Here is a 24,786-nt window from a genome sequence, read left to right as displayed (position 1 = left end):
TGGCGATTCCGACCGCCCAGACTTAGGCCAGCATGCACACATCGTAACGGGGCAGCTGGGTTGCGCGTCGATGATCTGGCCTGAAATGACAGGTCACCAGCGAATCCTTACACCGCGGTAATCCTGAAAAACACCAGTGTTCGCTGGCGTGAGCTCCGTGATCCGAGAGATGAGGCCGCGCGCACACTCTTCAGCCGATATGAAAGCAACCTGACCCTTGACCATTTCCGTTTGCACATAGCCAGGATTCAGTAAGGCCACCAGGATCCCATCGCGGGCCCAGGCGCGCGACAAGCCTCGCATGCCATTGTTAAGTGCGGCCTTCGAGGCCCGATAAGCATACTTGCCGCCGCCGGCGCTGCTGGTCGAGCCCATAATGCTGGTGATGGCCACCAGCTTCTTTTGGGTGCTGCCTCTCAAGTTATCGTAGAGGGTCTGCGCGATCAGCATAGGTGCCAGGGCGTTGACACGCATCGTGGTCATAAAGCCTTCGGCCTCGATCCGATCGGCCGATAGGCCACTGATTCCGGCATTGTTGATGAGAATGTCGATTGGCTGTTCGCCGAGGGTGCGTTTAAGCGAGGCGATCGAGGACTCGTCGGCGACATCGAGCGCGGTGATCCGCACTCGATCACTGGATGAAGCTGCCAGTTCTTTGAGGTCGTCCGCCTTTGCTGGGTTGCGGCAGCACGCAAAGACATCAGCGCCCTCGGCCGCGTATTGCCGCGTAAGCGCGAGGCCGATGCCTCGATTCGCGCCGGTGATCAGAATTGTGCTCATTGAAGGAATGTCTCCCCTCTGCTTGGACTGCCCACAAGTCCCTCATGAACTTGCGGCATGATTTCGACTACAGGAAACGGCCTTCTTCAGTCGTAGTAAACGAAGAAGCGAGCCTCTACGCTCCTGCGAGGTTTCGCATCAGGGTGAGCGCGACGATTGTCGAACGCCGCATGAGCGGACCGAGGATTGTGATCGTCTTCGGAATCGAATCCCTTAAAGAGCGCGAACTCATTCGAGGTCATCTCAGGGAAGTAATACCAGCGGTGAACTGGACTGTAATGAACAAGCCAGGTCTTATGCTTGACGTCATAGTTCTCGTAAACGGTATCGACCAGGTCTGTATCCACGACTGAAATGCCATCGCAGAACGCCAGGGGAAAATCCTGTGGAGGCTCCGAGAGAGCATGCCACGCTTGGATGATCATCAACCGAGAATAGGCCCGGATCGGAATGCCCTGCAGTTGGTCTTCCCGCGCGGCCATCACCGGGCCGGCGATCGGCGCATAGTCGATGTGAGCAAAGCTGGCCACATACGGTCTGACTAGGCCGGACCCCTTCTCTGCTGGCGTAACAGAGCTGCCTCCAATAGAGCGAATGATCACGGCGTCTCGCTTGGGTACAACCCAGGACGCTTTGAAATAGTCCTTGATGAACGGGACCACTTCTTCGAGATACCTGTCGCGCATGATCTCCGGATCACGTTCGCTCGCACAGGAAATCTTGTGCTGAACAAGAGTAAACCCTTCCCTGTCGAGAGAGAGGTCGTCCACGATCGGACGCGCGTCGCGTATGGTGACGTCATAGCTCACCAAGGGCCCGTCTGACCCCCGCACGACAATTGTTGGAGCCTTCTCGCTTGGCGAGCGTCGGGCAAAGGCGATCTGACCTTGCACCGATGTTAACTGATCACGGTCGATGTGCGCCGTCGAAGAACCTGTCATCTCCGCTCCCATCACTGTTTCTCTCCGCTTCATTGGCAAGAATCTTAACGGCGGTTTTGGCCGAAAAGCTGCGGAAATCGGACCGAATATGCCGAAATTCTGCACGAACGAAGGGAGCGCGGTGCGGCCCGCCCTCAGCGGTATCAAGCTTGATGTGATCAGCCTCCCAGCGCGCGACCTCATCGCAATACAGGCGCGACCACCCCGATGAGGTGAGTGACGGAATGACGAAATGGCGAAACCGCACCGAGCGAGGTCCCCTGCCCCAAAGAATGAGGCCGGGCCAGAAGGAATCATCAACGGGGACTCACGGGTACTCTGCAGCGGGGCAGAGCGGCGGCCGCCAACTGGAAGCTATAAAATGCAAGCATCCAGCGAGCATGTTGGCAACATCGCGGCAACCTTCCCAGGCAGAAGCGACTTTCCGCGCGGCAGGCTCCTGATCGGGAGAACCCGCAGTCGAGCTAAATCTCGAAAATTTGGCGTGGCACCTGTGTCAACACGTCAGCGCCGGATTCCGTGACCCGGAACGTCTCGCTAAGGACATAACCAAAATCCTCATCGATCCAGTTACCGAGCATCAGGTGGAAGGTCATGTTGGGTTTCAGAACCGTCATGTCCCCTTCCTTAAGGCTCGTGATCGCCTCGTTCCAATCGATACCGATGCCATAGCCACAGCGGGATTCTTTCTGAAAGCCCGACTTCCCAATCGTGCGATTGAATGCTTCGGCGACGTCGCTGCAGGTTGCTCCTGCTCGGACCTTATCGAGCGCAGCCTCCAAGCCGGCGACCTCAGCCTCATGTAGGCGGCGCAGACGGTCGGAAGGCTTGCCAATGGAGAACGTGCGCATAACCGCCGCCGTATAGGTGTGGCGCACGCCACCGAGTTCCAGATTGATTTGTGAACCCTGGCGGAAGATGTCGTCACTCCAGATAATGTGGCTTGTTCCGGTGCGCGGTGAGGAGCACATGAAGATGTTCGCAATCCCCGTTCCGCGGTTGCCGTTTGCACCACGCGCTAACGTCGAAAGGATCTCGGCAACGGCGTCAGCTTCATGCACTCCTGGACGTATGACGTCGGCCGCCCGCATCATACCCGCGTCGGCAATCGCGGCGGCCTCTTTCATCAGAGCTATTTCAAGATCGGACTTAATGACCCGAATCCATGTGACTACGTGCGTACAATCCACAAATCTAGCATCCGGCAGTCTCCTCTTGAAGGTTTCCGCCGCGCGCGCTGGAAGCTGCCCCATTTCGAGTCCGACCCCGCGGCTCGCAAGGTTCGCTTCCTTGAGAAAATCGATGACGGCGTCGTACCCATCCTTATCGGGGTTGCCCACGAGCGATTCGGGATATCCAACAATCTTGTTCCGCTCCAGAAACGTCAGATGAATGCCCGCTGGCACATCCATAAGACGCAGGATAAGCGTCGGCTCCTCTTCGTGCACCGAGATCACAAGGGCTTGCGGGACATAGGCGGACCGCGCGGTGTAGCCGGTCAGGTAATTGATGCTTCGATCGAAGGTGACGACAAGGACTTCGACCTCGCGCTTGACCATTTCTGCTTTTACTGCGGTAAGCCTTCGCAAGTACTCCGTGCGCGGAAACACCTGCGGTCCTTTGCTGATGGACATTGTCTTAGCTCCTTGGTTTCTTAGCTATCTGAAGTCATTTCAGGAGAGCGCGCACATTCCGCAAGCCTTTAACGATGCAGTGCGACCTTCATCTGGAAAGTAGAGTTCTCGCTTCCGCTCGAACGCGAGGTGACGGCCCCGTACGTGCCCTCTTAGACCTAAAAGATCTTAATCGCAGCACTATAGAGAACCTGGCAAAGATGAATTCCTCTCAATAAGAGAATTATCCGCCGAAATCCTGCGTTTGTGTTTCACGTAGGCGCGGTCCTCACGCGGGAAGCTCGTTTCGGCAACGCCTTCTGGAGTCGGCGTGCATCTGTCCTTAGTGCGTGTTCTCATCCGAGCAGAAACACAGGTATCTGTATTCTGTTCGTGTAGGGCTTTGCGCCGCTTTGCCCATCCGACGCACACGCTCTAGCAGGTATGGCGTCGGTCGCTCCATTGGCACATCTCTCGCTAGAGTTCGAAAGATGACATAAGTTACTCTCCGTTCGCGCACCCAAAATGGATATGCTTGTTGCATGCAATTCGCGTCCCGGAGCATGTCTAGCGCCGGGCGTGGACGACTTCTCGAATTGATCAATTGAGCAACGCGGGCGGCGTCTTTCAACGTGAAAGGCCTCCGGCGGGCATGCCAGAGGCCTTCTTGGAGGTTAGTTTAGAGCCTGTTCTTTGCTCCTTTCCCTATATTAACGACTTAGAAATTGCGCTGAGCGCGGAGCAGCAGCACAAGGCTGTTCTGATCCTTCAGCTCATAGACAGCAGCCGGCTTTGCGATACCGGACTGCAATGGCATGGTCACCGTGCTTCCGCCCGCGTACTTCTGGTCGAGCATCAGGTACGCTAGTTCGCCCGTGAAGGTCAGATTTTTGACGGGAGTCCAGGCAGTCTTCGTACCAACCACTGCGTAGTTGAAGTCGGGGTTGCACCCGCCAGCACCGCTCGAGAGCGCTAGATTTGCGACGAAGGCTCCGCAGACATAGCCCTTGGCTGTGCCGTTGTACCTGACTGCAGCCCACGCGCCGAAGATGGACGTGTTCCAGTACGGGTCCCAGTTATGAGTGTAGCCACCGTTGAAGCCATAGCTCGTGGTCAGCTCCTGGCCCTTACCGGTGACGAACACGGTGTCAGCGACACCTGCAATGCCCAAGCTCTGGTAAGCACCTGCCGCGCCGGAGCCGCCGTACATGGCGAAAGTGGTCGACATGTAGTCCTGGAAGACGTAACGGCTCGCACCGTTTGCATACACGCCTGTCAAGTTGATCGAGTCACCCGCGCCGGTCGGCAAATTCTTGATTGACACAGCCAGCTGACCTGCCCATCCCCATTTGTCGCCCGGATGGCCCGTCGTTTCATCGGCACCGTAGTAAGCAGCATGATTATCATGTGCAGCCACCGACGCTTGGAAGAGTCCCCAAGCCTGATCCACACGAAGCATCGCGACCAGGTCTGGGGCTCGCGAGCCACCGATGTCGTTAGCGCCGTACGCACCTGTTGCCAGCCCCGCAGCGGTCGCCCCGCTCACGTTCCAGACGTTTGTCGTGTAATTTTGGACCTGATCTTGGGCCGAGAACGAAGCCGTAATCCCTTGACCGAAGTCAGCGGTATAGGTGACCTGGTTCACCGGATCCCAGCCGCTACCCGGCAGCTCGAAATTGTTCGCGGGGTACTGCGCCCATGGTGTTCTGAATTGTGACTCCGCCTTACCTAAGGTGAACCCAGCGAATTGGATGAAGGCGTAGTAAACACCGAGCGAACCGCCAGCGACCTGGGCAGCAGTTGACGTGGTGTAGCTGGTCGCCCCATTCACGCCCGTCGTGCCAGCACCGGAATAGGTGCCGGTTCTCCAAGTGAACACGCCCTCATAGAACGTCCGGACGACGCCGTATTCAGTTGCGGTGCGCGTATCGATCTTCAAATCTTGGCGGGCCAAGGTCTCGTAGTAATTGCTCAAGCGATTCTGCGCGCCCGGCGCGCCACTGCTGGGTGCGTCAAAATCCGAGCTGCTGCCCAAGACGGCATCGGCACGCAGATACCCCCCCAGCTTGATGCAAGTGTCGGTACCCGGGATGTAGTAGAAGCCGGCGCCATACAGCGAGCAGATCTTTACGTACTCGATGGCTTTGGCCTTGACGGGGAGATCGGCAGCTTGCGCTCCAGCCCCCACGAACATTGCTGCTGACCCAAGGATAATACCCTTCATCACTTTCATCGATGACCCTCCAAGTTGGAAACCGCGTTTCCGTCCTTCAAAGATCCGCTCGGCCACCTTGGCCCTAAGGCTGGTGCTTGACGGAACGACTTCGAGGACCCCCTCGCTGCCAAGTTGGTGTGTACTTTCGATCATCAATTGGTGCAATTAATTAATTTCTGGTGCCGCCGATTAGAAGTCTGATGTTGCGCTTCAGCAACATCCCCTTTTACGGCTAGCGTAAATGCACCGAAAGCACCGGCGCCACAACGCGAAACCCCCGAGGGGGCATCTCGAGGGCTCCAGTCGGAGGTATTGAAGCGGCGACCGGCATGGGCGGAGCCTGAAACGATCGCGCGAATAATATATGCGATTAATTGTTCTAGTCAATTGCAAAGTTGTGCGGGGGCCCATGTTCTATGCACGCTATTTCAGGCGATTTGCGATGGTTAGGATCGCCTACCCGCTCCCTGAGTCGTCGGCGAGGCCTGGCGGCAATGAGCAAGTGCGAAAGCAACCATGTCCGAAAAAGAACAATTCGATCGATCCGCTAGAGACCTGATCTGGAACATCGTCGAGATCCACTCTCAACTCGAGGAAATACACAAGAGCTGGGCGGAGCTGCTAGGGATCACCGAACCGCAATGGCTAATCCTCATGGCCATTGACGAACTTGACGATGGTCGCGGCGTCTCTGGAATTGCAGTCGCAAACAAGCTGCGGATCCATCCCGCCTTCGTAACAAATCAAACGAAGAAGCTCGAACAGACGGAATTCCTCGCCCGAGTAATCTCCCCGGATGATGCGAGATTCCTGCAGATATCGCTGACCCAAAAGGCTCGAATGGAAATGGCAAAGCTGTCAGACAAGAGGCAGGCACTTCATTCCACGATGCTTGCTGGTCTGGACGAGGAGTCGTTAGACTATCTCAATAAGCGACTGATATCGATTGCCAAGAACAGCCGGCTTGCGCATCAAAAGCTAAGTCTGGGGCTGTTGTAGTGGCGTTTTCTATCGATGCCGGGACCGCATTTTGACGTCCTTAGTCGCTGACCATCGAGACACGCCTGTGGATCCTGGAAAATTCTCTGCATGCGCGGCGGATCCGGCACAGCCTGTTGCCCCTGCAAGTGAGTGGTATCCCGCCTATCAAACACGATGGGCCGCTGCTGGGGTTCTAAAGGCGGAGGATACGCGCCCTGTCGTTGACTTGCCGGACCCATTTTCACCAATTAAGCCGTGCGTCCCGCCGCACCGGTTCGCCAAGAGAGCTGTCACTGTCACCGAGCCGCTGCGGGACATGGCACCAGCTGATGCTTTCAGACTTCGGATACGTTCACCGCTGATTGAACGCCGAAAGGTGCGAACAGCTCGAATATAGGCGCGAACTGTTCGGCGAATTTTTATTCCTTTGTGGCTGCACACGATTTTAAAAGCGATCGTCTGGCCTCTGCCGCTGGTCTGTAGCTAAACATGCTAGCAGCTCTCACCAGCCACCACTCGGCCTTGGGTTTACATTCTTGGCACTTTTCAAGCATAAATTCTTCGTTGCTTCGCTGGAAAACAAAGAAAACTTCGGCCTCTGAAGCGTACGAATGGTCGTTGCCCTTGCTCGGCAATGAGCCGAAAAGATAATGGAGCAGCGAATGTCGGACCCCAAACCATCAATGTGCTCTGCTGCTGGCAGCGACCAGAAGCCTGCGCTGATTTTACGAAGCGCTGCGGAAGCACAGTCGCCTGGCGCCAAGACATGCCGTCGGATCGCATGGCTCCCGAGTGGTCGCAGGAAAAGCAAGTGGACGCCAGACGAACAGATCGTTGGGTATCGGGCGATTCCGAGGTTGTTTCCAGGGCGTATTGTTAGTCGTGGGGAGATTGTCCGGCAACTTCCCTTCTCCATCCATCAGATATCACCCCATTGGACCTGCATGGGACAGGCCATGGATGTGGATAGCTATATGCAGGCGCAGCGCGTCTCCGGCGTTCTTGTGCTGAAAGATGGCCGTGTAGTTCTCGAGCGTTATGGGCTCTGCCGGACCGCAAACGATAAGTGGGATTCACAGTCGGTTACGAAGTCCGTCACCTCCATTCTTGTTGGTGCAGCGATCCAGGATGGGTACATCAAGAGCCTGGATTCACTGGTGACCGACTACGTTCATGAGCTGAAAGGCAGCGCCTATGACGGCGTGACGATCCGCCATCTCCTGATGATGACCTCCGGGGTGAAGTGGAATGAGGACTGGAACGATCCACACTCGGACGCCAAACTCGAGTTGTCCGGGGGCATCGCGGATGGGCTCGATCCGACCGTCGCCTACATGCGCGGCGTGTCTAGGGCTGATCAGGTAGGCGCTAAATTCGTCTACAAGACCGGCGAAACCAATTTGGCCGGGGTCCTGCTTTCCAACGCGATCGACAGGTCACTGTCAGAATATTTGTCGGAGAAGCTCTGGCAACCGTACGGAATGGAGAATGACGCCTTCTGGAGGGTCAATTCAGCCGGCCATGAATATGGAGGGCTTGGTCTCTGCATGTCACTTCGGGACTATGCACGTATTGGCCAATTCATGCTCGACTGCGGCATGGCAGGTGATCTTCAGGTGCTACCACCTGGCTGGGCCGCCGATGCGACGAACGTCGGCGTGACCTTTGAGCCGGAATCTGAGGAGGCTGAGAGTGGGCTCGCGGGCTATGGTTACTCCTGGTGGGGTCTCAAGAACGGCTATGCGGCACTGGGCCATGCCGGTCAGGCGATTTTCGTCTATCCCCAGGACAGAGTGGTTGTCGCGATCAATTCCGTCTGGCCGGAGGCAGAAATTGAGGATAACAGAAGGAAGCGAGGTGGTTTCGTCGAAGCACTGCGCGCGGAGGCAGTCGCGCAACAACGGTAGCGTGAGCCGGTATTTCGGTCGTTCTCCCGACCGCCGGCCGAGCACATCCTCTAGCAACCAGATGAACCTGGAAAGGCTGCGGCTCCAACCAACACCGCGGGAATCGCGACCTATCCGCGGCCAACCCGAACGCAGTGCAGCGACCGCCGGCTTCCACAACGGCAGTGTCCGCTCCCAGCGTCTCTTGCCGAGTACGCGGATGCTCATCGAAGGCAGATAATGTCATCGACCTTGAGGCCCGTCAGCTTGGGAGACGCGCAGCCCTGCGCAAATAGCTACTGCAGCATGTGCGATCGCGGATGCCATCGCGTGTGGCCGGATCGGCAACGTCGAGCATGGCTTACCGCTCTCGAGTTCTCCGTTACCACGCGCCCGTATGGCCCGTTGGGCCGGCCACTGGTGGCGATCACATTTGGAGCACATGTGGAGACGTAGTACTTCGCGCAGCGAAGATGCGCCGCGGCGTAGCCACGTCCTGAAGTGGAAGGTTGACTCATTGACGGCGAGGCACGAAACAGGCCACGCCGCTTAGTACGACCAGCAGGAATGCTCTACTTCAGATCGCTCAATGCGCAAGTTGGGCCCGCCTTTTGAGGTCGATGCCCGTGCGCAATCAGAAAAACTGCGCATTTTAGAAAATAAAGCATAATTTCGGCGGCGCGCACCCATAGATCGGGGAGCGTCAGCTTTGATGATCCTTAGAATTTAGAACCGACATTAGCGGAACCTGAAGGCTGCAGTCGACATGACTGGCCGGCTTCGGGGCTCGCTATTTCTCAAGGTTGTAGGGCGATCTTGAGCAAATCCGCACAAGGGATGATACCAATGCTGTGCGCTGCTTGGCCTGAAGTGACGGACAACCTTGGGTCCACAAGGCGAAGTGCCGCGCTATTCCTAGCTAGTTTCTCTGGACGTTGCGAGGCGACCAGCCGGCGGCACTTCGTCGCGAGATGGACGAACATTGGAGATGCTCACTGTCGATTCGGAGACCTGAAGGTTGAACGGGGCGCCTTCGATGCGGCGGCGGAATCTTGGCTTTGCGCACTAACTGCCTTTGAAGTTGCCAGGCGGCTGGTCGACGAAGAGGATCCACAAGCGGGAGATGTTTTGGCCAAACTGGAAGCTGGCATCAGGCATTTCGGATCTCTCGACGACAGGGTGCGCCGCGTCGAAATCGAGTCTTGGGATGAACGCAAACTGCCCGCCTACTACGTGTCGTCCGGCCGGACCGACCTACGCGCGCCAGCAGTAATTTGCATAAGCAGGGAAGACGAAACGGGAGCGATGCTGCTTGGACGACTTCTGCCTCTGATCGCAAGCCGAGGCATGACGGCACTCGTCGTCGCTTTTGACGACGTTTCGACGACTCGGCATGGACGATCAGAAGATCTGTCTTCTTTGTTGGACTGTTTGTCTGCCCGCCACGAGGTCGATGCGTCTCGAATTGGGATCTACGGTGAAGGGCTATCCGCCGCATTAGCAACCGATTTCGCGCTAGCTGATCGCCGCATTGCTGCAGCGGTTTGCGACGGCGGCTTATGGAACTGGGCTCGTACCCAGGCATCGATCTCCTGGATGACGGGAACCTCTCACCTGCTGGATGATCCCTTAACTACAGCACATCGCTCGCGATTGGCGCGACGCTTGAAGTGCCCGATTCTGGTAGTTGCAGGTGGACGCAGCATCGTCAGCGTTCGGGAAAGCATCAAGCTAGAGTCCGACTGCACAGCGGCGCGGATCGATCTCAAGCTGTTGATGCCGCGGTTCGAGCCGACTCCGGGCACTGACTTCGAGAACTTTGCCGCCTGCGACGAGGACATTTTTGCCTGGCTAGAACAGAAGCTGGCGCACACTTCGGCTTTGTAGGTGGCACTGGCCTCTTCTGAAGACATCGCAAGGACGATCAAATGATCCACCATTAGAGATCTGGATTTGAGCGGCCTGTAAGCCATCACGCTCGAACACCCGCTTGTCTCAGGAAATCGCAGAATTTTGGCTACATGAGCCCATCTCGAGGGAGAATTCTGCTCTAGATACCGTTAGGCTGAAGATATGACCTCGCACTTCGCACCACGCTCTCTCGGGATCTTGCACCTTGAACGCGGGTTGCCAGTTGGCGCAACTCCGCCTGCTCCCGCTCCCGGCTCGATGCTGAATCCGGCGACGTTTGACTTTTCAACCATCTCGGAAACCGTCGCGGGTGCGTGGGTCGAGAACGTCGTTCGCGGCGATCCGGCGCTGGAGCCCGCATTCATAGCGGCGGCTCGACGACTAGTCGAACGAGGCGCGGTCGCGATAAGCTCGACCTGCGGCTTCTCGGTCCGGCATCAACCAGCAGTGGCGGCTTCGGTGGACGTGCCGGTTGTCATGTCAAGCCTGTTGCTCTTGCCCACATTGCTCCGTCAATTGCCAACGCGCGCAAAGATCGCTGTCCTGACCTATGACTCGACTTATTGCAGCGAGGATCTTCTTGGAATTGATGATCTGTCTGAGCGAGCGAGGATCGTAATCGGCGGCATCGAAGGGGGTAAGTTCTGGCATGACGAGCTGAAACGTCCGGCGCCGCCCCTGGATGTTGCCGCAATCGAAGCAGATGTTGCCAAGTGCATCGAGCGTCTCCGCTCAAAATATCCGGAGATCGCAACCATCCTGTTTGAATGCGCGGCCTTTCCGATTGTCGCTCCAGCGATCCGCCGCATTGTGAAGCTTCCCGTTTACAGCATCACGGACATCTGCCGACTGGCAATGGCATCGACCAGCTGACATCGTTTTCGCCTGCCGGCACTGTCCAATGCTTCGCGACCGAGACGACGTTTGCGAAAAAGGCCGGCTACCCAGGTAACGCAATATCGTTATTCTGCCGCCGCGAGCGCTCAGACGGGAGCAGGCACTGGATGACGGAAGTTGCCATTCATTTGGCACTGCTGCCTGACGAAATATCTGCAATTGATCGCGAATTTCAATATCGCCCGCCGTGTAAACGTCCCCTTAGCGGCCCGACAAAGCGTGCACATCCGGTGACGGCCCCCACCTGGGCCGGTTTTTTTGGGAAGGCTGATCGCGCTCAAGCGGCGTGAGCGACGCTTTAGCCTGCCAATTCCAAGGCAGGAGAGTAGTGGATGCGAGTTTAGGGATACGTGGCTCGGCGGCACATTCCGCAAACTGCTCACGCAGACTGGAAGCGCCATGGGGCAAAGCATCCCGCTCGTCTGCTAGGATTGGGCTGCCTACCGCTTCGTTTCCAATGACCAGGTCAGCGAAGCGGACATTCTAGCCGGCCATTGTCAATCGATCCGTGATCGAGTCGCGGCCACTGAACGTTTGGTTCTTGTGCTGCACGATGCAACCGAGTTCAGCTATCAACGCGAGAAGTCAGAAGCGATCGGCATCACCAAGAGCATAACATTGGACGGGATAAAGCGGGCCGCCTCAGATCGCACACCGTTTGCGGCATCCTGATGCATTCGAGCCTCGCAGTTACAATCGAGGGGGTGCCGCTGGGGTTGGCAGCCGTTAGTTCTGGACCCGGAAGAAATTCAACGAGACGGCAGCGCTTTAGAAGAAGATCAATCCGATCCGGACTCCCATCGACGAAAAGGAAAGGTCTGGTGGTTGGAAAATCTGAAGCAGTCTACGCAACTGTTGGGTCATCCCGGACGATGCATCCATATTGGTGATCGCGAGAGTGACTTCTACGAGCGCCTTCTGCGGAGCACAGGAGATCGGAACTCATTTCCTGATCAGGACCTGCGTCAACCGCTTGGCTGGAGACGGGGATCACACGATGGCCGACGAAATGGACGAGGTCACCGTCAAGGGGCTCCATCGCATCGAACTCAGAGACGGCAACGGCGATCCCGTCCAGGCCGCTCTTAAGATCAGGTATCGCAAGATTCGCGTTCTGCCTATGGCGCGACAATCAGGATGAGAGCGGCGCGTCAATCAAGATGAGACAAAGCGGCCGAGTCAGGAGATAATTGACGCTGGCCGCCGGCTTGGCAAGCGTTGATTGACGCTGCGCGACAATCAAGAGGCGCTGGCAGCGTCAATCACCGCTTTGTCGAGCTCGTTTGGAGTGGCGTGCACGGGTGACCGTCCTGGACCGCGCCTTCGATCGAGAGCAACTCTTCGACGGTAGCTCTCGACATTCATCTCGAGGATCGTTGCGTGGTGGACGAGGCGATCGATGGCCGCCAGCGTCATTGCCTGATCGGGGAAGATACGCCCCCACTCGCCGAACGGCTGATTGGCCGTGATCAGCAGCGAGCGTCGCTCATAGCGGGCGGCGATCAGCTCGAACAAAACGCTGGTTTCCGCCTGGTCCTTGCTCACATACGTGATGTCGTCGAGGATCAGGAGGTCGTATCGATCGAGTTTGGCGATCGCGGACTCCAACGCCAGTTCGCGCCGAGCCACCTGCAGCCGCTGCACCAGATCAGTAGTGCGCGCGAAGAGAACGCGCCAGCCGTTCTCGACGAGAGCCAGGCCGATCGCGGTGCCGAGATGGGTCTTGCCTCCGCCGGGTGGACCGAACAGCAGCAGATTGGCGCCCGTCTTCAACCAGACGTCGCCGGCGGCGAGCGCCATCGCCTGCGCCTTTGATAGCATCGGCACGCTCTCGAAGTCGAACGTGGCGAGCGTCTTGCCGGCAATGCCGAGCGCGCTTGTATCGGTAAAGTCGGACAGACCCAAACGGCCGGGCTCGTGCTCTTGGCGGAAGATCACGTCCTGTTCGGGGCCGTTGAGCGCGCGCCAGGCATTGATGCGTCGCTCCAGCGTGCGTCGGATGTTGGGGTTAAGGTCGGGATGCCGTCGGCGCAGCTCGTCCAACACGCCGATCACGCGGATGCCGGGCGCATCGGCGCAGTCTCATCCTGATTGTCGCTAAGGTCTCACCTTGATCGCCGCCGCCCATTCTGCCGCTGATCGGAAAGCGGAAGCGCTATCCCGCTCTGATCCTGACGGTGATCCATGCGGAAGAGCGCGGGAGGCCGAAAAGCAGAAAGAAGATCGATTGGAAGCTGATCAAGGATCTGCCTGTTGGTTCCCGCGCCGACGCCATTGAGAAGCTGGAGTGGTATGCTTTGAGATGGAAGATCGAGGTGTTCCAGAAGATCCTCAAATCGGGCTGCAAAGCGGAGGAGTCGAAGCTCAGAACCAGCCAACGTCTGACCAATGTGATCTCGCTGTTTTGCATCCTGAATTGGCGGGGTCTTCTGGATAACGATGCTCAACCGTTCCGCCCCAGACACGCCGCCAACCCTCGCGTCGACCGCGACTGGAATCGGGCTGCTCGATCGCCTCGTCAACGACAAACTAAGCGTAAGATAGAATGCGCTCTCGCACTATCTGATCAAAATCGCCCGGCTCGGCGGCTATCTCGCCCGGGCTAGCGATCCGCCGCCCGGCAATACCGTCATGTGGCGCGGACTGTCACGCCTCACCGAAATCGCGCTCGGCTCCATAGTCGGAGGAGAATGTTTGGGACTTGGAAGCTTCACCGGAAGGATACTTCAAAGATCCGACGCTTCTCGTCAGCGAAGACAAATGCGCCGTTGCATAGGCGCGCTCGGCCGGCTCATTGCCGATCAGGAACGAGATCGTGGCGCGGCGGAAGCCGGCCGCCCTTCCCTTTGCCAGCGTGGATTCGATCAACGCCTGCACCAGGCCGCGATCGCGATAGGCCGGATCGGTGGGAACGTGCTCGATCATCCGGTCGCCGTCGTCGCCCTGAACCCAGCAATTCCTGACATAGGCACCGCGTCGGCGGGTCGCCTCCAACTCTGACGCGGACAGCCCGGCCGCGGCGCCGACCTCCTCGATGGCAGCCCACGCGGCATGGCCGGTGCCGGCTGCGGGCACGGCACAGAGCGCGGCGGCCGGCTGGCCCTCGTATTCATCCATCAGGAAGTTTGAATGGTGCCACATCAACACCGTCTGCGCGGTCGCTGTCGCTGCGATGAAACCGCGGCAATGTGCTTCAGGCCGACCGAGCGCAACGTCGAACCAGCCGCGCGGCCGGTAGCCGCGCTGCGATGACACGATGGTTTGTGCGATGAAATCGGCGTCTTCGGGACGCGCAGACCGTATCGTCATGTGCGCCCCCTTTTGCGAAGAGCTCAGGTGTTCTTCAGCGCGACGCGGAATTCGGCCTCGGTCTTGGACTTGACCTCATCGAGCGAGACGCCGTCGGCGAGCTCGATCAGCGCCATGCCGCCGCTGCCATGTTTGTCGATGGTGAAGACGGCCAAGTCAGTCACGACCATATCGACCACGCGCTCGCCGGTCAGCGGCAAATTGCATCGCTTCAGGAGCTTTGGACCGTCCTTGGCCGAATGCTCCATCACAACGACCACGCGCTTGACGCCGGCGACGAGATCCATCGCGCCGCCCATGCCCTTGACCATCTTGCCGGGGATCATCCAGTTGGCGAGATCGCCGTTCTGGGCCACCTGCATCGCACCGAGGATCGACAGATCCATGTGGCCGCCACGGATCATGCCGAAGGAATCCGCGCTCGAGAAATACGAGGTCGACGGCAGTTCGCTCACGGTCTGCTTGCCGGCGTTGATGAGATCGGCGTCCTCTTCGCCCTCGTACGGGAACGGGCCCATGCCGAGCATGCCGTTCTCGCTCTGAAGGCTGACGTCCATGCCGCCCGGGATGTAGTTCGAGACCAGCGTCGGGATGCCGATGCCGAGATTGACGTAATAGCCGTCACGCAGTTCCTTCGCGGCGCGCGCAGCCATCTGTTCACGGGTCCAGGCCATCTTAGTCTCCTGATCTCAAGCTGCCGTGCGCGGGCGGGTGTTGCGGAATTCGATGCGCTTCTTGGCCGTTCCGACCTCGACGATGCGCTTGACGAAAAGACCGGGCGTGTGGATGTGGTCGGGATTGAGTTCGCCGGCCGGAACCAGATGCTCGACCTCGGCCACCGTGACCTTGGCGGCGGTCGCCATCATTGGGTTAAAGTTGCGCGCGGTCTTGCGATAGATGAGGTTACCTGCGGTGTCGCCCTTCCAGGCGTGGACGATGGCGAGGTCGGCGAACAGGCCGCGCTCCATCAGGTATTTCTGTCCGTCGAATTCTTTCACTTCCTTGCCTTCGGCGATCAGCGTGCCGACGCCGGTCTTGGTGTAGAAGGCCGGAATGCCGGCGCCGCCCGCGCGGATGCGCTCGGCCAGCGTGCCCTGCGGATTGAATTCGAGTTCCAGCTCGCCGGCGAGGAATTGCTGGGCGAACAGCTTGTTCTCCCCGACATAGGACGAGATCATCTTCTTGATCTGGCGGGTTTCGAGCAGGCGGCTGAGGCCAATGCCGTCAACGCCGGCGTTGTTGGAGACCACCGTCAGGCCCTTGACGCCGGAGTCGCGGATCGCATCCGACAACGCCTCGGCGATGCCGCAGAGGCCGAAGCCGCCCGACATGATCATCATGTTGTCTTTCAGAACGCCCTCGAGAGCCGACTTGGCGTCGGGATAGACCTTGTTCATGCAAAAAACCCTCGACTCTCTCCCGGCGGCCTAAGCGCCTGTCCTGCGAACTGCTTGCCGAATACCCCACCAGGCGTACGGTTGACACTGACGGAATGAGCGTGCGTAAGACGCCCGCGGTTGACCAAGGTGCATTTCCTCTCCACGCGCGCGCTCCTCTCTGCAGGCTTAAGCCTGCAGAAGGCCCGTCTGTCATTGGAATAGTATCGGGGGGGAGCGCTGAATTGCGTTGATATGGCGCGTGGCAAAGCCGAAATCCTGCATCGACTCGCGAGAGTTCGGGTTCTTCGACAAGCACGGCATGTGTGCGGCCTTCCGGTTAACAAAGCGGCTGTAGGAAACATGCGGCTCACGGGCGTGAGGCTGGACGGGTAGGCGACAAAGCGGCCCGTCTCACATAGTCGGGCCACGGTGGATAGTCGCCCCTTTGCAGCTAACAATTGGAGCGATTGATGCTGCCCTGAGCAAGGCCGAACAGTGCCTCGGCTGCTTGCATCTTCGGCAGGTCGTCCCCTGATTTCGATAGCGATCATATGATGGAAAGGGGCGCCGAGCTCGGCCATGACAGCCTTAGGTCTGGCTCTGAGTCGGTGCGGAGCAAGGACCGACTGCTTCCCGGCGGCGGATAGTCTCAGAAATGCAGCCAACCGCGACACATCTTGCCTTATTAGCCCACTCCTCAAGACCTCATAGATGTCTTTACGACGACCGTGGGCCGCAATCCCGGGCATATGGAGCGAGGGTGCGCGAAAGCCCCGCAGTGTCGACGGTCTGAGCCAAGCAGTCTTGCAGGAGCTTCCAGCAAGCAGAGGTAATAGAAATGCAAAAGGCGCACGAAACCTGCGAATTCTTCGATCAGGAGCGGAATATCTACGTCCAACTCGTATTCATCAGTGGATAGGTAGCTCCAGCCGTCGCTATGCTGGTTCGATATTCCTTGGCAGATTGAGGAGACGGGATGATGTGCAACGCCACTTCCCAGGAATGGGAGATCCGCTGCGATTTGGCAGCAGCCTATCGCCTGATTGCGCATTTCGGCATGGACGACTTGATCTCCACGCACCTGTCAGCGCGCCTGCCCGGCAGGACGCATCGTTTTCTGCTCAATCCCTATGGGATGACGTTCGACGAGATCACGGCCTCTAGTCTTGTTGTCGTTGATCCAGAGGGGCATGCCATTCAGAGGGAGGACGAGGCCAAGATAAACAACGCGGGCTTCACAATTCATTCCGCCGTCCACATGGCCCGCCACGACGCCCAGTGTGTAATTCATACGCACACTTTGGCGGGTATGGCCGTTGCTGCTCAAGAACAGGGCCTGCTGCCCTTAAACCAAAAGTCGATGTGCTTCTACCGCGGCATTGCCTACCACGACTATGAAGGCGTTGCGCTCGACCTCGCCGAGCGCGATCGTCTCGTGCGCGATCTCGGGGACAAAGACGTAATGATCCTCAAGCACCATGGCTTGCTTACGGTTGGCGGTACGGTCTCTGAAGCCTTTCTCAACATGTACCTTTTAGAGCAATCGTGCCGGATCCAGATCGCGTCTATGCAAGGTGGCCAGAAGATCACTTTGCCCTCTGACAAGATCGCTTCCCACACGGCGGAGCAATTTCAACAAGAGGGTTACAATAGGAACCCGCGCCCTTGGGCGGCTCTCAAGCGCCGTCTCGACCGCCTCAGCCCCGAATACGCAACCTGATTCGGCGCGGCAAGCAGGGGGCAGCGGACCGTCAGTTAGCATGATGAGAGCGACCGCACGATCGACTGAGGGCAGCGCCGGCTGGTGATTGTGGCCGCAGGTTATGGGAGTGGTGTCTCCGCCAAAAGAGCCAATCGCCTGCTCGGCCCGCAATCAGTGATCGCTAATACCGTCGGACGGGCAGCCCGCCAGTGGCTGCTGCCAAGGTGCCGAAGAGTCTGTCCATCGTGTAGGAGGACATCGAAAATAGCCGCACCAAACATAATCTGAATCATATCTCTTCCGATTTTGGCTTGTTTGATCACATCATTGTTCCAAACGGCTGCCGGACTAGATAGATCACCTCGTTTGCGCGAAGGATAAGGAGCATTGGTAAGCAAAACCCTTCCTCGGATCCCGCTTCACTCACTCGGGATCGCGACGGATCGGTCGGTCAACGGAACACGATCCTTTGGTTCCTTTGAGAAGAAGCAGAGTGCGTTGCCGCGCATGATGCGCTCGATTAGCACGGGAGTGTCTTCGAACGCGATCCAGCCTTCAGCAACTAGCTCTGACAGTGCTTGTGCAATACCACCACGAGCAATGCAGGCGTGCCCATAGACTGGCTCGACCGCGACATAATCGCCACCGAAGGTGAAGATCTTGCTGGACCCGGCTGCCAGCAGAAACTCCTTGAGAAAGCGAACGCTCGCCGCCGGGTTGATAATCCATGCCCAGCACATGTCGATCCAGGCATTCGGATAGTGTTTGGCAAGCGCGATATACTCCTGCTCGTAAGGATAGCCGATATGCATGAGGACGAAACGGGTGTCGGGAAAATCAAGCAATAGGCGACAAAGATCGGCGGCGTTGTTGCGAGTGCGGGCGAGTTGCAGCATTCCATGACCGCCCACAATGCCAGTGTGCAATTTAACCGGCAGACCGCGCTCGGTAGCTCTGGCCACACAGTAGCGGAAGAGAAAATCCTGCAGCGACTTGAGATCATCCGGACCTGGGTCGTGGCGCATCTCACCAATGTGGTGCAGAAACAGCCGCGCCGCGTGTGCCTTGGCGACGGACGCAAAATTAAGAGAACGCGAATATGCAATCTGACATTTAACCGCTACCGCTCTCGGACCGTAGGTATCGAAATAGAAGTCGATGATGTCGAGCCAATCGTCAAGCCTTGTCGGTTCCTTGCCCGTTTCGGCATGCACGCGAGCGATATCTGCAGCGCTGCATCGGGAAAACTCGAGGATTCTAAGATCCTGCGCAAGGAGCTCTGGCTGCTCAGTTTCCATGAAGATGCGCTGCAGCGAATTGACCTGGCAGTTCTCGATGTTCGCACGTCTCAAAATGGCAGCATAAAAGCCCGGCTGGATGGTCTCGCGGTATTTTTCGGCGATGCGTGGCACACTCTCGGCAGTCAGGTCGTCCTCGTCATAGATGCCGCGAAGTGTATAGCGAACCGCCTGGGCATAGCCGGTGTGACGGATCCGGTCCCAGTAAGGCGCGACCAGCCGGTACTTTGCCTCGCTCGAAAGATCTGGCCCGAGGAAGCTTCGCAGCTCTCCTTTCGGCATTCCCACAACCGCCAAGTCACGCGCAACATACTCTCTGACCCAATAGGTCCAGTCGTCGCAAGAGAGCCCCTCATCAAGCACACCAGAGAGGCGCTGACTTTCCTCGATAAAATGCTCGTGGGTGTCTATGAACGGCGTCTGCTCGACCAATTCTGTGATTTGACATTTCATCGCTAATACCCCTTTGTCGCTGGTGAAAGTGGCAGATCGCTGCTCCGAAGCGCCAAGAAAAACAAGACGCCTGGTCGCCGTCTGCAGTCTTGCGTGCCAGAGGCAGCGGCGAGAAATAGGCAATCCCTTCATAACGCGGTCAAACCGTATGTCGTTGCACACGCCTGAGGGCGCCGCTATGCCGCCTCCAAGGCGCGCCACTCGCGACCGAGCTGATCGTTTTCGTGATGAGCTCCGGGCGGACCTTGCGAACGCCGTGACGTCGATCCGAGGCGGCTGAGCACCCCCGGACGGAAGTTCCCGATCACGATGTCCGCTTGAGCAACAAGGGCCTGCGTTTGCGACAAGCTCTCCTTTGTCTTCAAGTCGATCTGCACGATCAGTTTGTTTCGATTGGGCGTCGCATTGGCCGGGCTGTCCCGGAGAGGGCCGGATGGCGGCTCGATATGCAGGATCGTGACGCCCAGATCTGCGAGCCTCATCGCCACAGCCGGACCGGCATTGTACTGCCCGAAATCGGCGACCTTGATGCCGAACAGTCGAGCGATGCATGGCTACCACTTGCGAACTCCTCCGAAGACATCAGATGTGCAGGCCAAATAGCCGTTGAACCGTATGTTCAGTGGTCGCAAGGCAGCCACCTGTTGATCACACCGGACACGCGCGGGCTTTCCTTGATCAATGCGCATGGGTATCTTCGAAAGCCTCTGCTCGTCGCATCCGCTGGTTTCTCTCGATCGCTAGAAACAGAAAGACGCATTCCGAGCTAGTAAGAGCTTCAACATGCGAAAGGAGCCTTCAGGTGTTGCGGATCCCGCGTAGGCGCTGCGATCGCTGGCGCAGCAACTCGACAGCAGCTAGCACGGCAACAGAGAACAGGATTAGCACGGTCGCGGCAGCGATAATGGTGGGACTAATCTCCTCCCGGATTCCGGAAAACATCACCATAGGTAAGGTGCGCTGCTCGGCACCGGCAACGAAAAGCGCGACCACCACCTCGTCGAAGGAGGTGAGAAAGGCGAAGAGCGCACCGGAGGCCACCCCGGGCAGAATAAGTGGCAGGATGACTTTGAAGAACACGGTGGTCGGCGGCGCGCCGAGGCCGGCGGCTGCTCGGGTGAGCGAATGGTCGAAGCCCATTAGGGTCGCGGATACGGCAATGACGACATAAGGCGTGGCCAGCGTGGTGTGGGCAAGGATTAGCCCGGGGTAGCTATTGAGCAGCCCGATCTTGGCATAGAAGAAATATAGGGCCACCGCGGTTATTATCGTCGGGATAACCATGGGCGAGATCAGTAGGCTAATCACGGCCGCACGCCAGGGGAAACTTGGACGACTGAGCCCCAGCGCGGCTAACGTTCCTAGTAACGTCGACAGCAGCATAACCGCCGTGGCGACTAAGGTGGATGTGTGCAGCGCTCCCTGCCAACGATCCGTGAGGAAGAAGTCCTCATACCAACGCAGCGACAGGCCGGTCAGTGGATAGCTAAAGAAAGGGACAGGATTGAGTGAAAGCGGGATGACCACAAGGATCGGAACAATCAAAAACAGCAGCACCGCACCACAGATCAGCTGAAGCAGGTAGTGCCAGCCCTTCTCTATCGGAGAGGCATAGGCGAAAGCAGCCATCTTTCTCATCCCATCTTGAGGCGGTCGGCGCCGACCACCTTGTTGTAGACATAGTAGAAAACCATAGTCGCGGTGAGCAGGATCGCGGCTAAGGCTGAGGCCATGCCCCAGTTGAGGTCCTCGTTCGTGTAGTAGGCGACAAAGGAGCTGACCATTTGGTCACCCGGCCCTCCGACAAGCGCAGGCGTCAAGTAGTAGCCCAGGCACAGAATGAACGTCAGCAGGCAACCGGAGGCGACTCCCGGCAGCGTTTGGGGAAAGTAGACCTTCCAGAAAGCGTAGAACGGGCGGGCGCCGAGCGAGCGGGCAGCGCGGACATGGTTAGGCGAAATCGTCTTCATCACGCTATAAATCGGCAACAGCGTGAAAGGCAGTTGGATATGAGTCATAGCCACTAGCGTGCCTACCCGATTGTAGATCAGCTCCGCGGGCTGCGAGATGATATGCAGAGCCATCAAAGTCTCGTTGATGACACCGTGATCCTGCAGGAGCACCACCCAAGCGGCGGATCGCACCAGCGCCGATGTCCAGAGCGGCAGTAAGACCATGATGATCAGCAGATTGCTGATCTTGGACGGCAAGGTTGCCAGGAGGTAGGCCACCGGGAAGCCAAGCAGCAGGGTAGCGATGGTCACGCCTATGCTAATCCCAAAGGTGCGCAGGAAGACGTCCCGAAACACCGAGCTCTCCGGCGGTGAGGCGACGATCTGGCTTTCGGGGCCATATTGGAAACCGACCGAACGCAGTAAGTAATAGGCTGTGTAGGCCGAGCGGCCGCGCTTCAACAAAGTCCAGACGTCGTGCTGGGCCCAGAGCGGGCTGATGTCAATCAGGGCCACTTTGTAGGGCCCGTTCGAAAGCATGCTCGCCTTTCGGGCGCTCGATATCATTTGGCTACCGGTGCCGGGCAGCTCATAGTTCACCCGCTTGCCTATCAAGCTAGTCGTCTTTTGTGTCGACACCTGCTTGAGGTCGTCTGCGAGAGCGGCATAGGCGTTCTCGTCGGGCAGGTCTTTGCCGTCCCAAGCGCTCAGCGCCGCCATGGTTCGCGGCATGAGGGTCAACAACGTATCATCATGAATCGCATTGAACATCATGCGGCTTATCGGCAAGACGAAGGATACCGACATCAGTAACAGAAGCGGTAGGACGAGGGTAATAGCCCTCAACTTGCGCCGACGCTCGACCCGCTGCAGCTTGGTGCGCAGCGGAATGGCCTCGGAATTGTCGGCGAGTTTGACCGCCATTGTCGCCATCGACCTCTCTCCAGCTCTCTCAACCGTTCGTTCGAAAGGCGAGAGAAGGAGCCCTCCTCGCCTTTCGCCGTTCTTACCTCGTGAGCCAAGCGTTAAAGCGCTGGCTTAGCTCATCATTCTTCTCAACAATGAAGGAAACATCGGGATAGAGAGCAACGGCTCTACGCTCGGGCGTGTTGGGCAAGTAAGGCAACACCGCCGGATCAACAAGCGCCATCGCATCCTTGTTGAGCGGACCGTAGGGAATGTAACGCGTCAGGTCAGCTTGCGATTGGGGCGAGCCCGCGAAGGCGAGGAACCTGTAGGCGTCATCGATACGTGGACTGCCTTTGGGAATGGTAAAATAAACGGTGCCCGCCTGCGCGGCGTCCCACATGATTTCGAAATGCCTACCCGACTCCTTGGCGGCGCTGGTAATGCGGCCGTGATAGGCTGCGGTCATGACAACCTGGCCATCGGCCAGTAGCTGCGGTGCCTGGGCGCCGGCCGTCCACCAGACGATGTCCTTTTTGATTGTCTCGAGCTTCTTGAAGGCGCGGTCGACGCCGTCGGGCGTGTTGAGGACCTTGTAGACCTCCTTGATGGACACACCGTCGGCGATTAACGCCCATTCAAGGTTAGGGCTGAAAGTCTTGACCAGCCCGCGCTTCCCCGGGAATTTCTTCGTGTCGAACAGATCGGCAATGGTCTGTGGGCCATTCGGCAGTTTGTCTTTGTCATAGGCAAGGATTGTGGAATTCGTTTGAAACGGTACCCCACATTCATATTTGGCGGCGTCGCCGAACTTGGTCTGGTCGAGCGTCACCTTGTTCCAATCCACTGTCTCGAGGAGGCCCTCGGAGCACATTCTATGAGCGATCGTTCCAGGGGCATCGAGCACGTCCCAGCTCACCGTCTTGGATTCGACCATGGCGCGGAGCTTGGCAACCTCGCCGTTGTACTCGCCTTCGGTAATCTTGATCCCGGTTGCTTTTGTGAAGGGCTCGAAAAACGCCTTGCGCTCGGCCATCTGATAGGCACCGCCCCAGGAAACGATCGTCAGTTGATCACCCGCGAAAGCGGGCTTTACCAGCATCGACACGCCCGCCCAGCTCATCATGGCCAAGGCGCCGCTGATCATCATTGTCTTGCTCATCGTCCGTTTCCCCCGTTAGGTGGTCCCCAGGATGGGGAGCGGCTTTGCAGTAACCCTGACCATCGGCTCGCGGGCGAAGCTCGGATCATCGTCATGACGCTTCGAGCGCCCGACAATCCTCTGTCTCCCATCCGATGTTGATAGCCGCACCGGGCTCGAGCTGCACGACGCCTCCCGAGTTCGACAGCTTGATCACAAAGTTATCCTCGGCCCCGATCGAGATCCGGGCACGCACGTGATCGCCCAGATAGATCACCTCCGCAACCCGCGCGCTGAAGATATTGGGCAGAGAGCCCGGTGCGGGGTTCAGCTTCACTCGCTCTGGCCGCAACGACAGCACGGTCGAACGACCGACGGCCTCGACTGTGACGGCCAGCGCCTGCACATTGCCCGCGCCTGGAATCTCGACCATGCAGGTGGCACCATTCATCGCGACGACCTTACCCTCTAGCCGGTTGTTCTCGCCTATAAATTGGGCGACGAAGGCGTTCTGCGGCCGCTCGTACAGCTCGGCGGGCGCGGCTAGCTGCTGGATGACCCCGTCGTTGAACACCGCTATGCGGTCCGACATGGTCAGCGCCTCGCTCTGGTCATGCGTCACATAAACTAGGGTGACGCCGAGATCCTCCTGGATATGCTTGATCTCAAGCTGCATCTGCTCGCGCAGCTGCTTGTCCAGCGCGCCGAGCGGCTCATCCATCAGCACGAGCTTGGGATCGAAAACCAGAGCGCGGGCAAGCGCGACGCGCTGCTGCTGTCCGCCCGAGAGCTGGCCTGGCCTGCGCTTGCTATGCGCGCCAAGCCGGACCATCTCGAGCGCCCGTTTGATTTTGGTCTCAACGGCAGCCCTGCCTAGCTTTCGCACCTTAAGCGGGAAGGCGAGGTTCTCCTCCACGGTCATGTGCGGAAAAAGAGCGTAGTTCTGGAACACCATTCCGATATCACGCTTATGCGGCGGCGTCTTGTCGATCGTGCGCCCTTCAACAAGTATCGAGCCTTGGGTGGGCACCTCGAAGCCGGCAAGCATCATGAGGGTCGTCGTCTTACCCGAGCCCGAGGGCCCCAGCATGGTCAAGAATTCACCATGAGCGATCTCCAAGTTAAGATTTTTGACCACGAGGGCTTCGCCGTCATAGGTCTTCTGTATGTTGGAGAACTTCACGAAGGCATTGTTGGCGTCCGGCATCGTTCCTCTCCCCGGTCGCCGCGGCTGGTTCTGTAATGTGCCGTCGGTGACTACCAGATCTCGATGTTCATTCACGACAGAGTGGAGGTTGCTGAGTGCACCTTGGAGATTGGAGGGGCGGGCCTGCATGAGACGTCTGCGATTGATCAATGGCGCATTCCTTCCTTACTCGCACTCAACTCCGCGACCGTGGGTCGAAAGAAGATCTTATTGTT

The 24,786-nt window shown here is 58.1% G+C and carries 21 protein-coding genes; 7 read left to right on the top strand and 14 right to left on the bottom strand.

Annotated elements, in window-relative coordinates:
- Positions 1-93: 93 nt before the first annotated feature.
- The 4 genes from IVB24_RS09665 to IVB24_RS09650 form a co-directional block, all read right to left on the bottom strand.
- On the bottom strand, positions 94-780 hold the full coding sequence (locus IVB24_RS09665) for an SDR family oxidoreductase (RefSeq protein WP_247772763.1): 687 nt from the start codon (positions 778-780) through the stop codon (positions 94-96).
- A gap of 86 nt (positions 781-866) precedes the next feature.
- A complete protein-coding gene (locus tag IVB24_RS09660; protein ID WP_247772762.1) occupies positions 867-1,721 on the bottom strand; it encodes a CmcJ/NvfI family oxidoreductase in 855 nt (284 codons plus the stop codon).
- 464 nt (positions 1,722-2,185) lie between these two features.
- On the bottom strand, positions 2,186-3,355 hold the full coding sequence (locus IVB24_RS09655) for a Xaa-Pro peptidase family protein (protein WP_247772761.1): 1,170 nt from the start codon (positions 3,353-3,355) through the stop codon (positions 2,186-2,188).
- Positions 3,356-4,052: 697 nt separating this feature from the next.
- Positions 4,053-5,567 carry a porin gene (locus IVB24_RS09650; RefSeq protein WP_247772760.1) on the bottom strand — a complete coding sequence of 505 codons (1,515 nt, stop codon included), beginning with the start codon at positions 5,565-5,567 and terminating at the stop codon, positions 4,053-4,055.
- 498 nt (positions 5,568-6,065) lie between these two features.
- Here IVB24_RS09650 and IVB24_RS09645 point away from each other — a divergent pair, with 498 nt between their 5' ends.
- The 5 genes from IVB24_RS09645 (at position 6,066) to IVB24_RS09625 (ending at position 12,365) form a co-directional block, all read left to right on the top strand.
- Complete coding sequence (locus IVB24_RS09645) at positions 6,066-6,548, top strand: MarR family transcriptional regulator (protein ID WP_247772759.1); 483 nt, start codon at positions 6,066-6,068, stop codon at positions 6,546-6,548.
- A gap of 938 nt (positions 6,549-7,486) precedes the next feature.
- On the top strand, positions 7,487-8,437 hold the full coding sequence (locus IVB24_RS09640; RefSeq protein ID WP_247772758.1) for a serine hydrolase: 951 nt from the start codon (positions 7,487-7,489) through the stop codon (positions 8,435-8,437).
- A 1,107-nt stretch (positions 8,438-9,544) separates the two neighbouring features.
- Positions 9,545-10,303: a hypothetical protein gene (locus IVB24_RS09635; RefSeq protein WP_247772757.1), complete on the top strand. Its 759-nt coding sequence runs from the start codon at positions 9,545-9,547 to the stop codon at positions 10,301-10,303.
- A 282-nt stretch (positions 10,304-10,585) separates the two neighbouring features.
- Complete coding sequence (locus IVB24_RS09630; protein ID WP_346771361.1) at positions 10,586-11,200, top strand: hypothetical protein; 615 nt, start codon at positions 10,586-10,588, stop codon at positions 11,198-11,200.
- A 1,021-nt stretch (positions 11,201-12,221) separates the two neighbouring features.
- Positions 12,222-12,365 carry a hypothetical protein gene (locus IVB24_RS09625; RefSeq protein ID WP_247772755.1) on the top strand — a complete coding sequence of 48 codons (144 nt, stop codon included), beginning with the start codon at positions 12,222-12,224 and terminating at the stop codon, positions 12,363-12,365.
- A 98-nt stretch (positions 12,366-12,463) separates the two neighbouring features.
- Here IVB24_RS09625 and istB read toward each other — a convergent pair whose 3' ends face one another.
- A complete protein-coding gene (istB, locus tag IVB24_RS09620; RefSeq protein WP_276578226.1) occupies positions 12,464-13,267 on the bottom strand; it encodes an IS21-like element helper ATPase IstB in 804 nt (267 codons plus the stop codon).
- Positions 13,268-13,401: 134 nt separating this feature from the next.
- Between istB and IVB24_RS09615 the strand changes: the two genes are divergently transcribed.
- Positions 13,402-13,830, top strand: coding sequence for a hypothetical protein (locus tag IVB24_RS09615; protein WP_247772754.1), 429 nt, complete (start codon positions 13,402-13,404; stop codon positions 13,828-13,830).
- A gap of 40 nt (positions 13,831-13,870) precedes the next feature.
- Here the strand turns inward: IVB24_RS09615 and IVB24_RS09610 are convergent, their stop codons facing one another.
- The 3 genes from IVB24_RS09610 to IVB24_RS09600 are packed head-to-tail and all read right to left on the bottom strand — an operon-like array spanning position 13,871 to position 15,930.
- Complete coding sequence (locus IVB24_RS09610) at positions 13,871-14,533, bottom strand: N-acetyltransferase (RefSeq protein WP_247772753.1); 663 nt, start codon at positions 14,531-14,533, stop codon at positions 13,871-13,873.
- Positions 14,534-14,556: 23 nt separating this feature from the next.
- Entirely contained in the window at positions 14,557-15,207 is a 651-nt protein-coding gene (locus IVB24_RS09605) for a 3-oxoacid CoA-transferase subunit B (RefSeq protein ID WP_247772752.1), read from the bottom strand.
- A 15-nt stretch (positions 15,208-15,222) separates the two neighbouring features.
- Positions 15,223-15,930 carry a CoA transferase subunit A gene (locus IVB24_RS09600; protein WP_247499977.1) on the bottom strand — a complete coding sequence of 236 codons (708 nt, stop codon included), beginning with the start codon at positions 15,928-15,930 and terminating at the stop codon, positions 15,223-15,225.
- 958 nt (positions 15,931-16,888) lie between these two features.
- On the opposite strand from IVB24_RS09600, the gene IVB24_RS09595 reads away from it, so the two are divergent.
- Entirely contained in the window at positions 16,889-17,632 is a 744-nt protein-coding gene (locus IVB24_RS09595; protein ID WP_247772751.1) for a class II aldolase/adducin family protein, read from the top strand.
- Positions 17,633-18,033: 401 nt separating this feature from the next.
- Here IVB24_RS09595 and IVB24_RS09590 read toward each other — a convergent pair whose 3' ends face one another.
- From IVB24_RS09590 to IVB24_RS09565, 6 genes are all read right to left on the bottom strand, one after another.
- Complete coding sequence (locus IVB24_RS09590; protein ID WP_247772750.1) at positions 18,034-19,497, bottom strand: amidohydrolase family protein; 1,464 nt, start codon at positions 19,495-19,497, stop codon at positions 18,034-18,036.
- A 44-nt stretch (positions 19,498-19,541) separates the two neighbouring features.
- Positions 19,542-19,847, bottom strand: a complete 306-nt coding sequence (locus IVB24_RS09585) for a CoA transferase (RefSeq protein ID WP_247772749.1) — start codon at positions 19,845-19,847, stop codon at positions 19,542-19,544.
- A gap of 316 nt (positions 19,848-20,163) precedes the next feature.
- The gene (locus IVB24_RS09580) at positions 20,164-20,994 is read right to left on the bottom strand and encodes an ABC transporter permease (protein WP_247772748.1); all 831 of its coding nucleotides are present in this window, start codon (positions 20,992-20,994) and stop codon (positions 20,164-20,166) included.
- Positions 20,995-20,999: 5 nt separating this feature from the next.
- On the bottom strand, positions 21,000-22,250 hold the full coding sequence (locus IVB24_RS09575) for an ABC transporter permease (protein WP_247772747.1): 1,251 nt from the start codon (positions 22,248-22,250) through the stop codon (positions 21,000-21,002).
- A 73-nt stretch (positions 22,251-22,323) separates the two neighbouring features.
- Complete coding sequence (locus IVB24_RS09570; RefSeq protein WP_247772746.1) at positions 22,324-23,385, bottom strand: ABC transporter substrate-binding protein; 1,062 nt, start codon at positions 23,383-23,385, stop codon at positions 22,324-22,326.
- A 91-nt stretch (positions 23,386-23,476) separates the two neighbouring features.
- A complete protein-coding gene (locus IVB24_RS09565; RefSeq protein WP_247772745.1) occupies positions 23,477-24,571 on the bottom strand; it encodes an ABC transporter ATP-binding protein in 1,095 nt (364 codons plus the stop codon).
- Positions 24,572-24,786: the final 215 nt, after the last annotated feature.

The sequence above is a fragment of the Bradyrhizobium sp. 192 genome (assembly GCF_023100965.1).
GTDB classification, from domain to species: Bacteria; Pseudomonadota; Alphaproteobacteria; order Rhizobiales; family Xanthobacteraceae; genus Bradyrhizobium; species Bradyrhizobium symbiodeficiens.
This window is presented reverse-complemented; position numbering and strand designations above follow the sequence as displayed.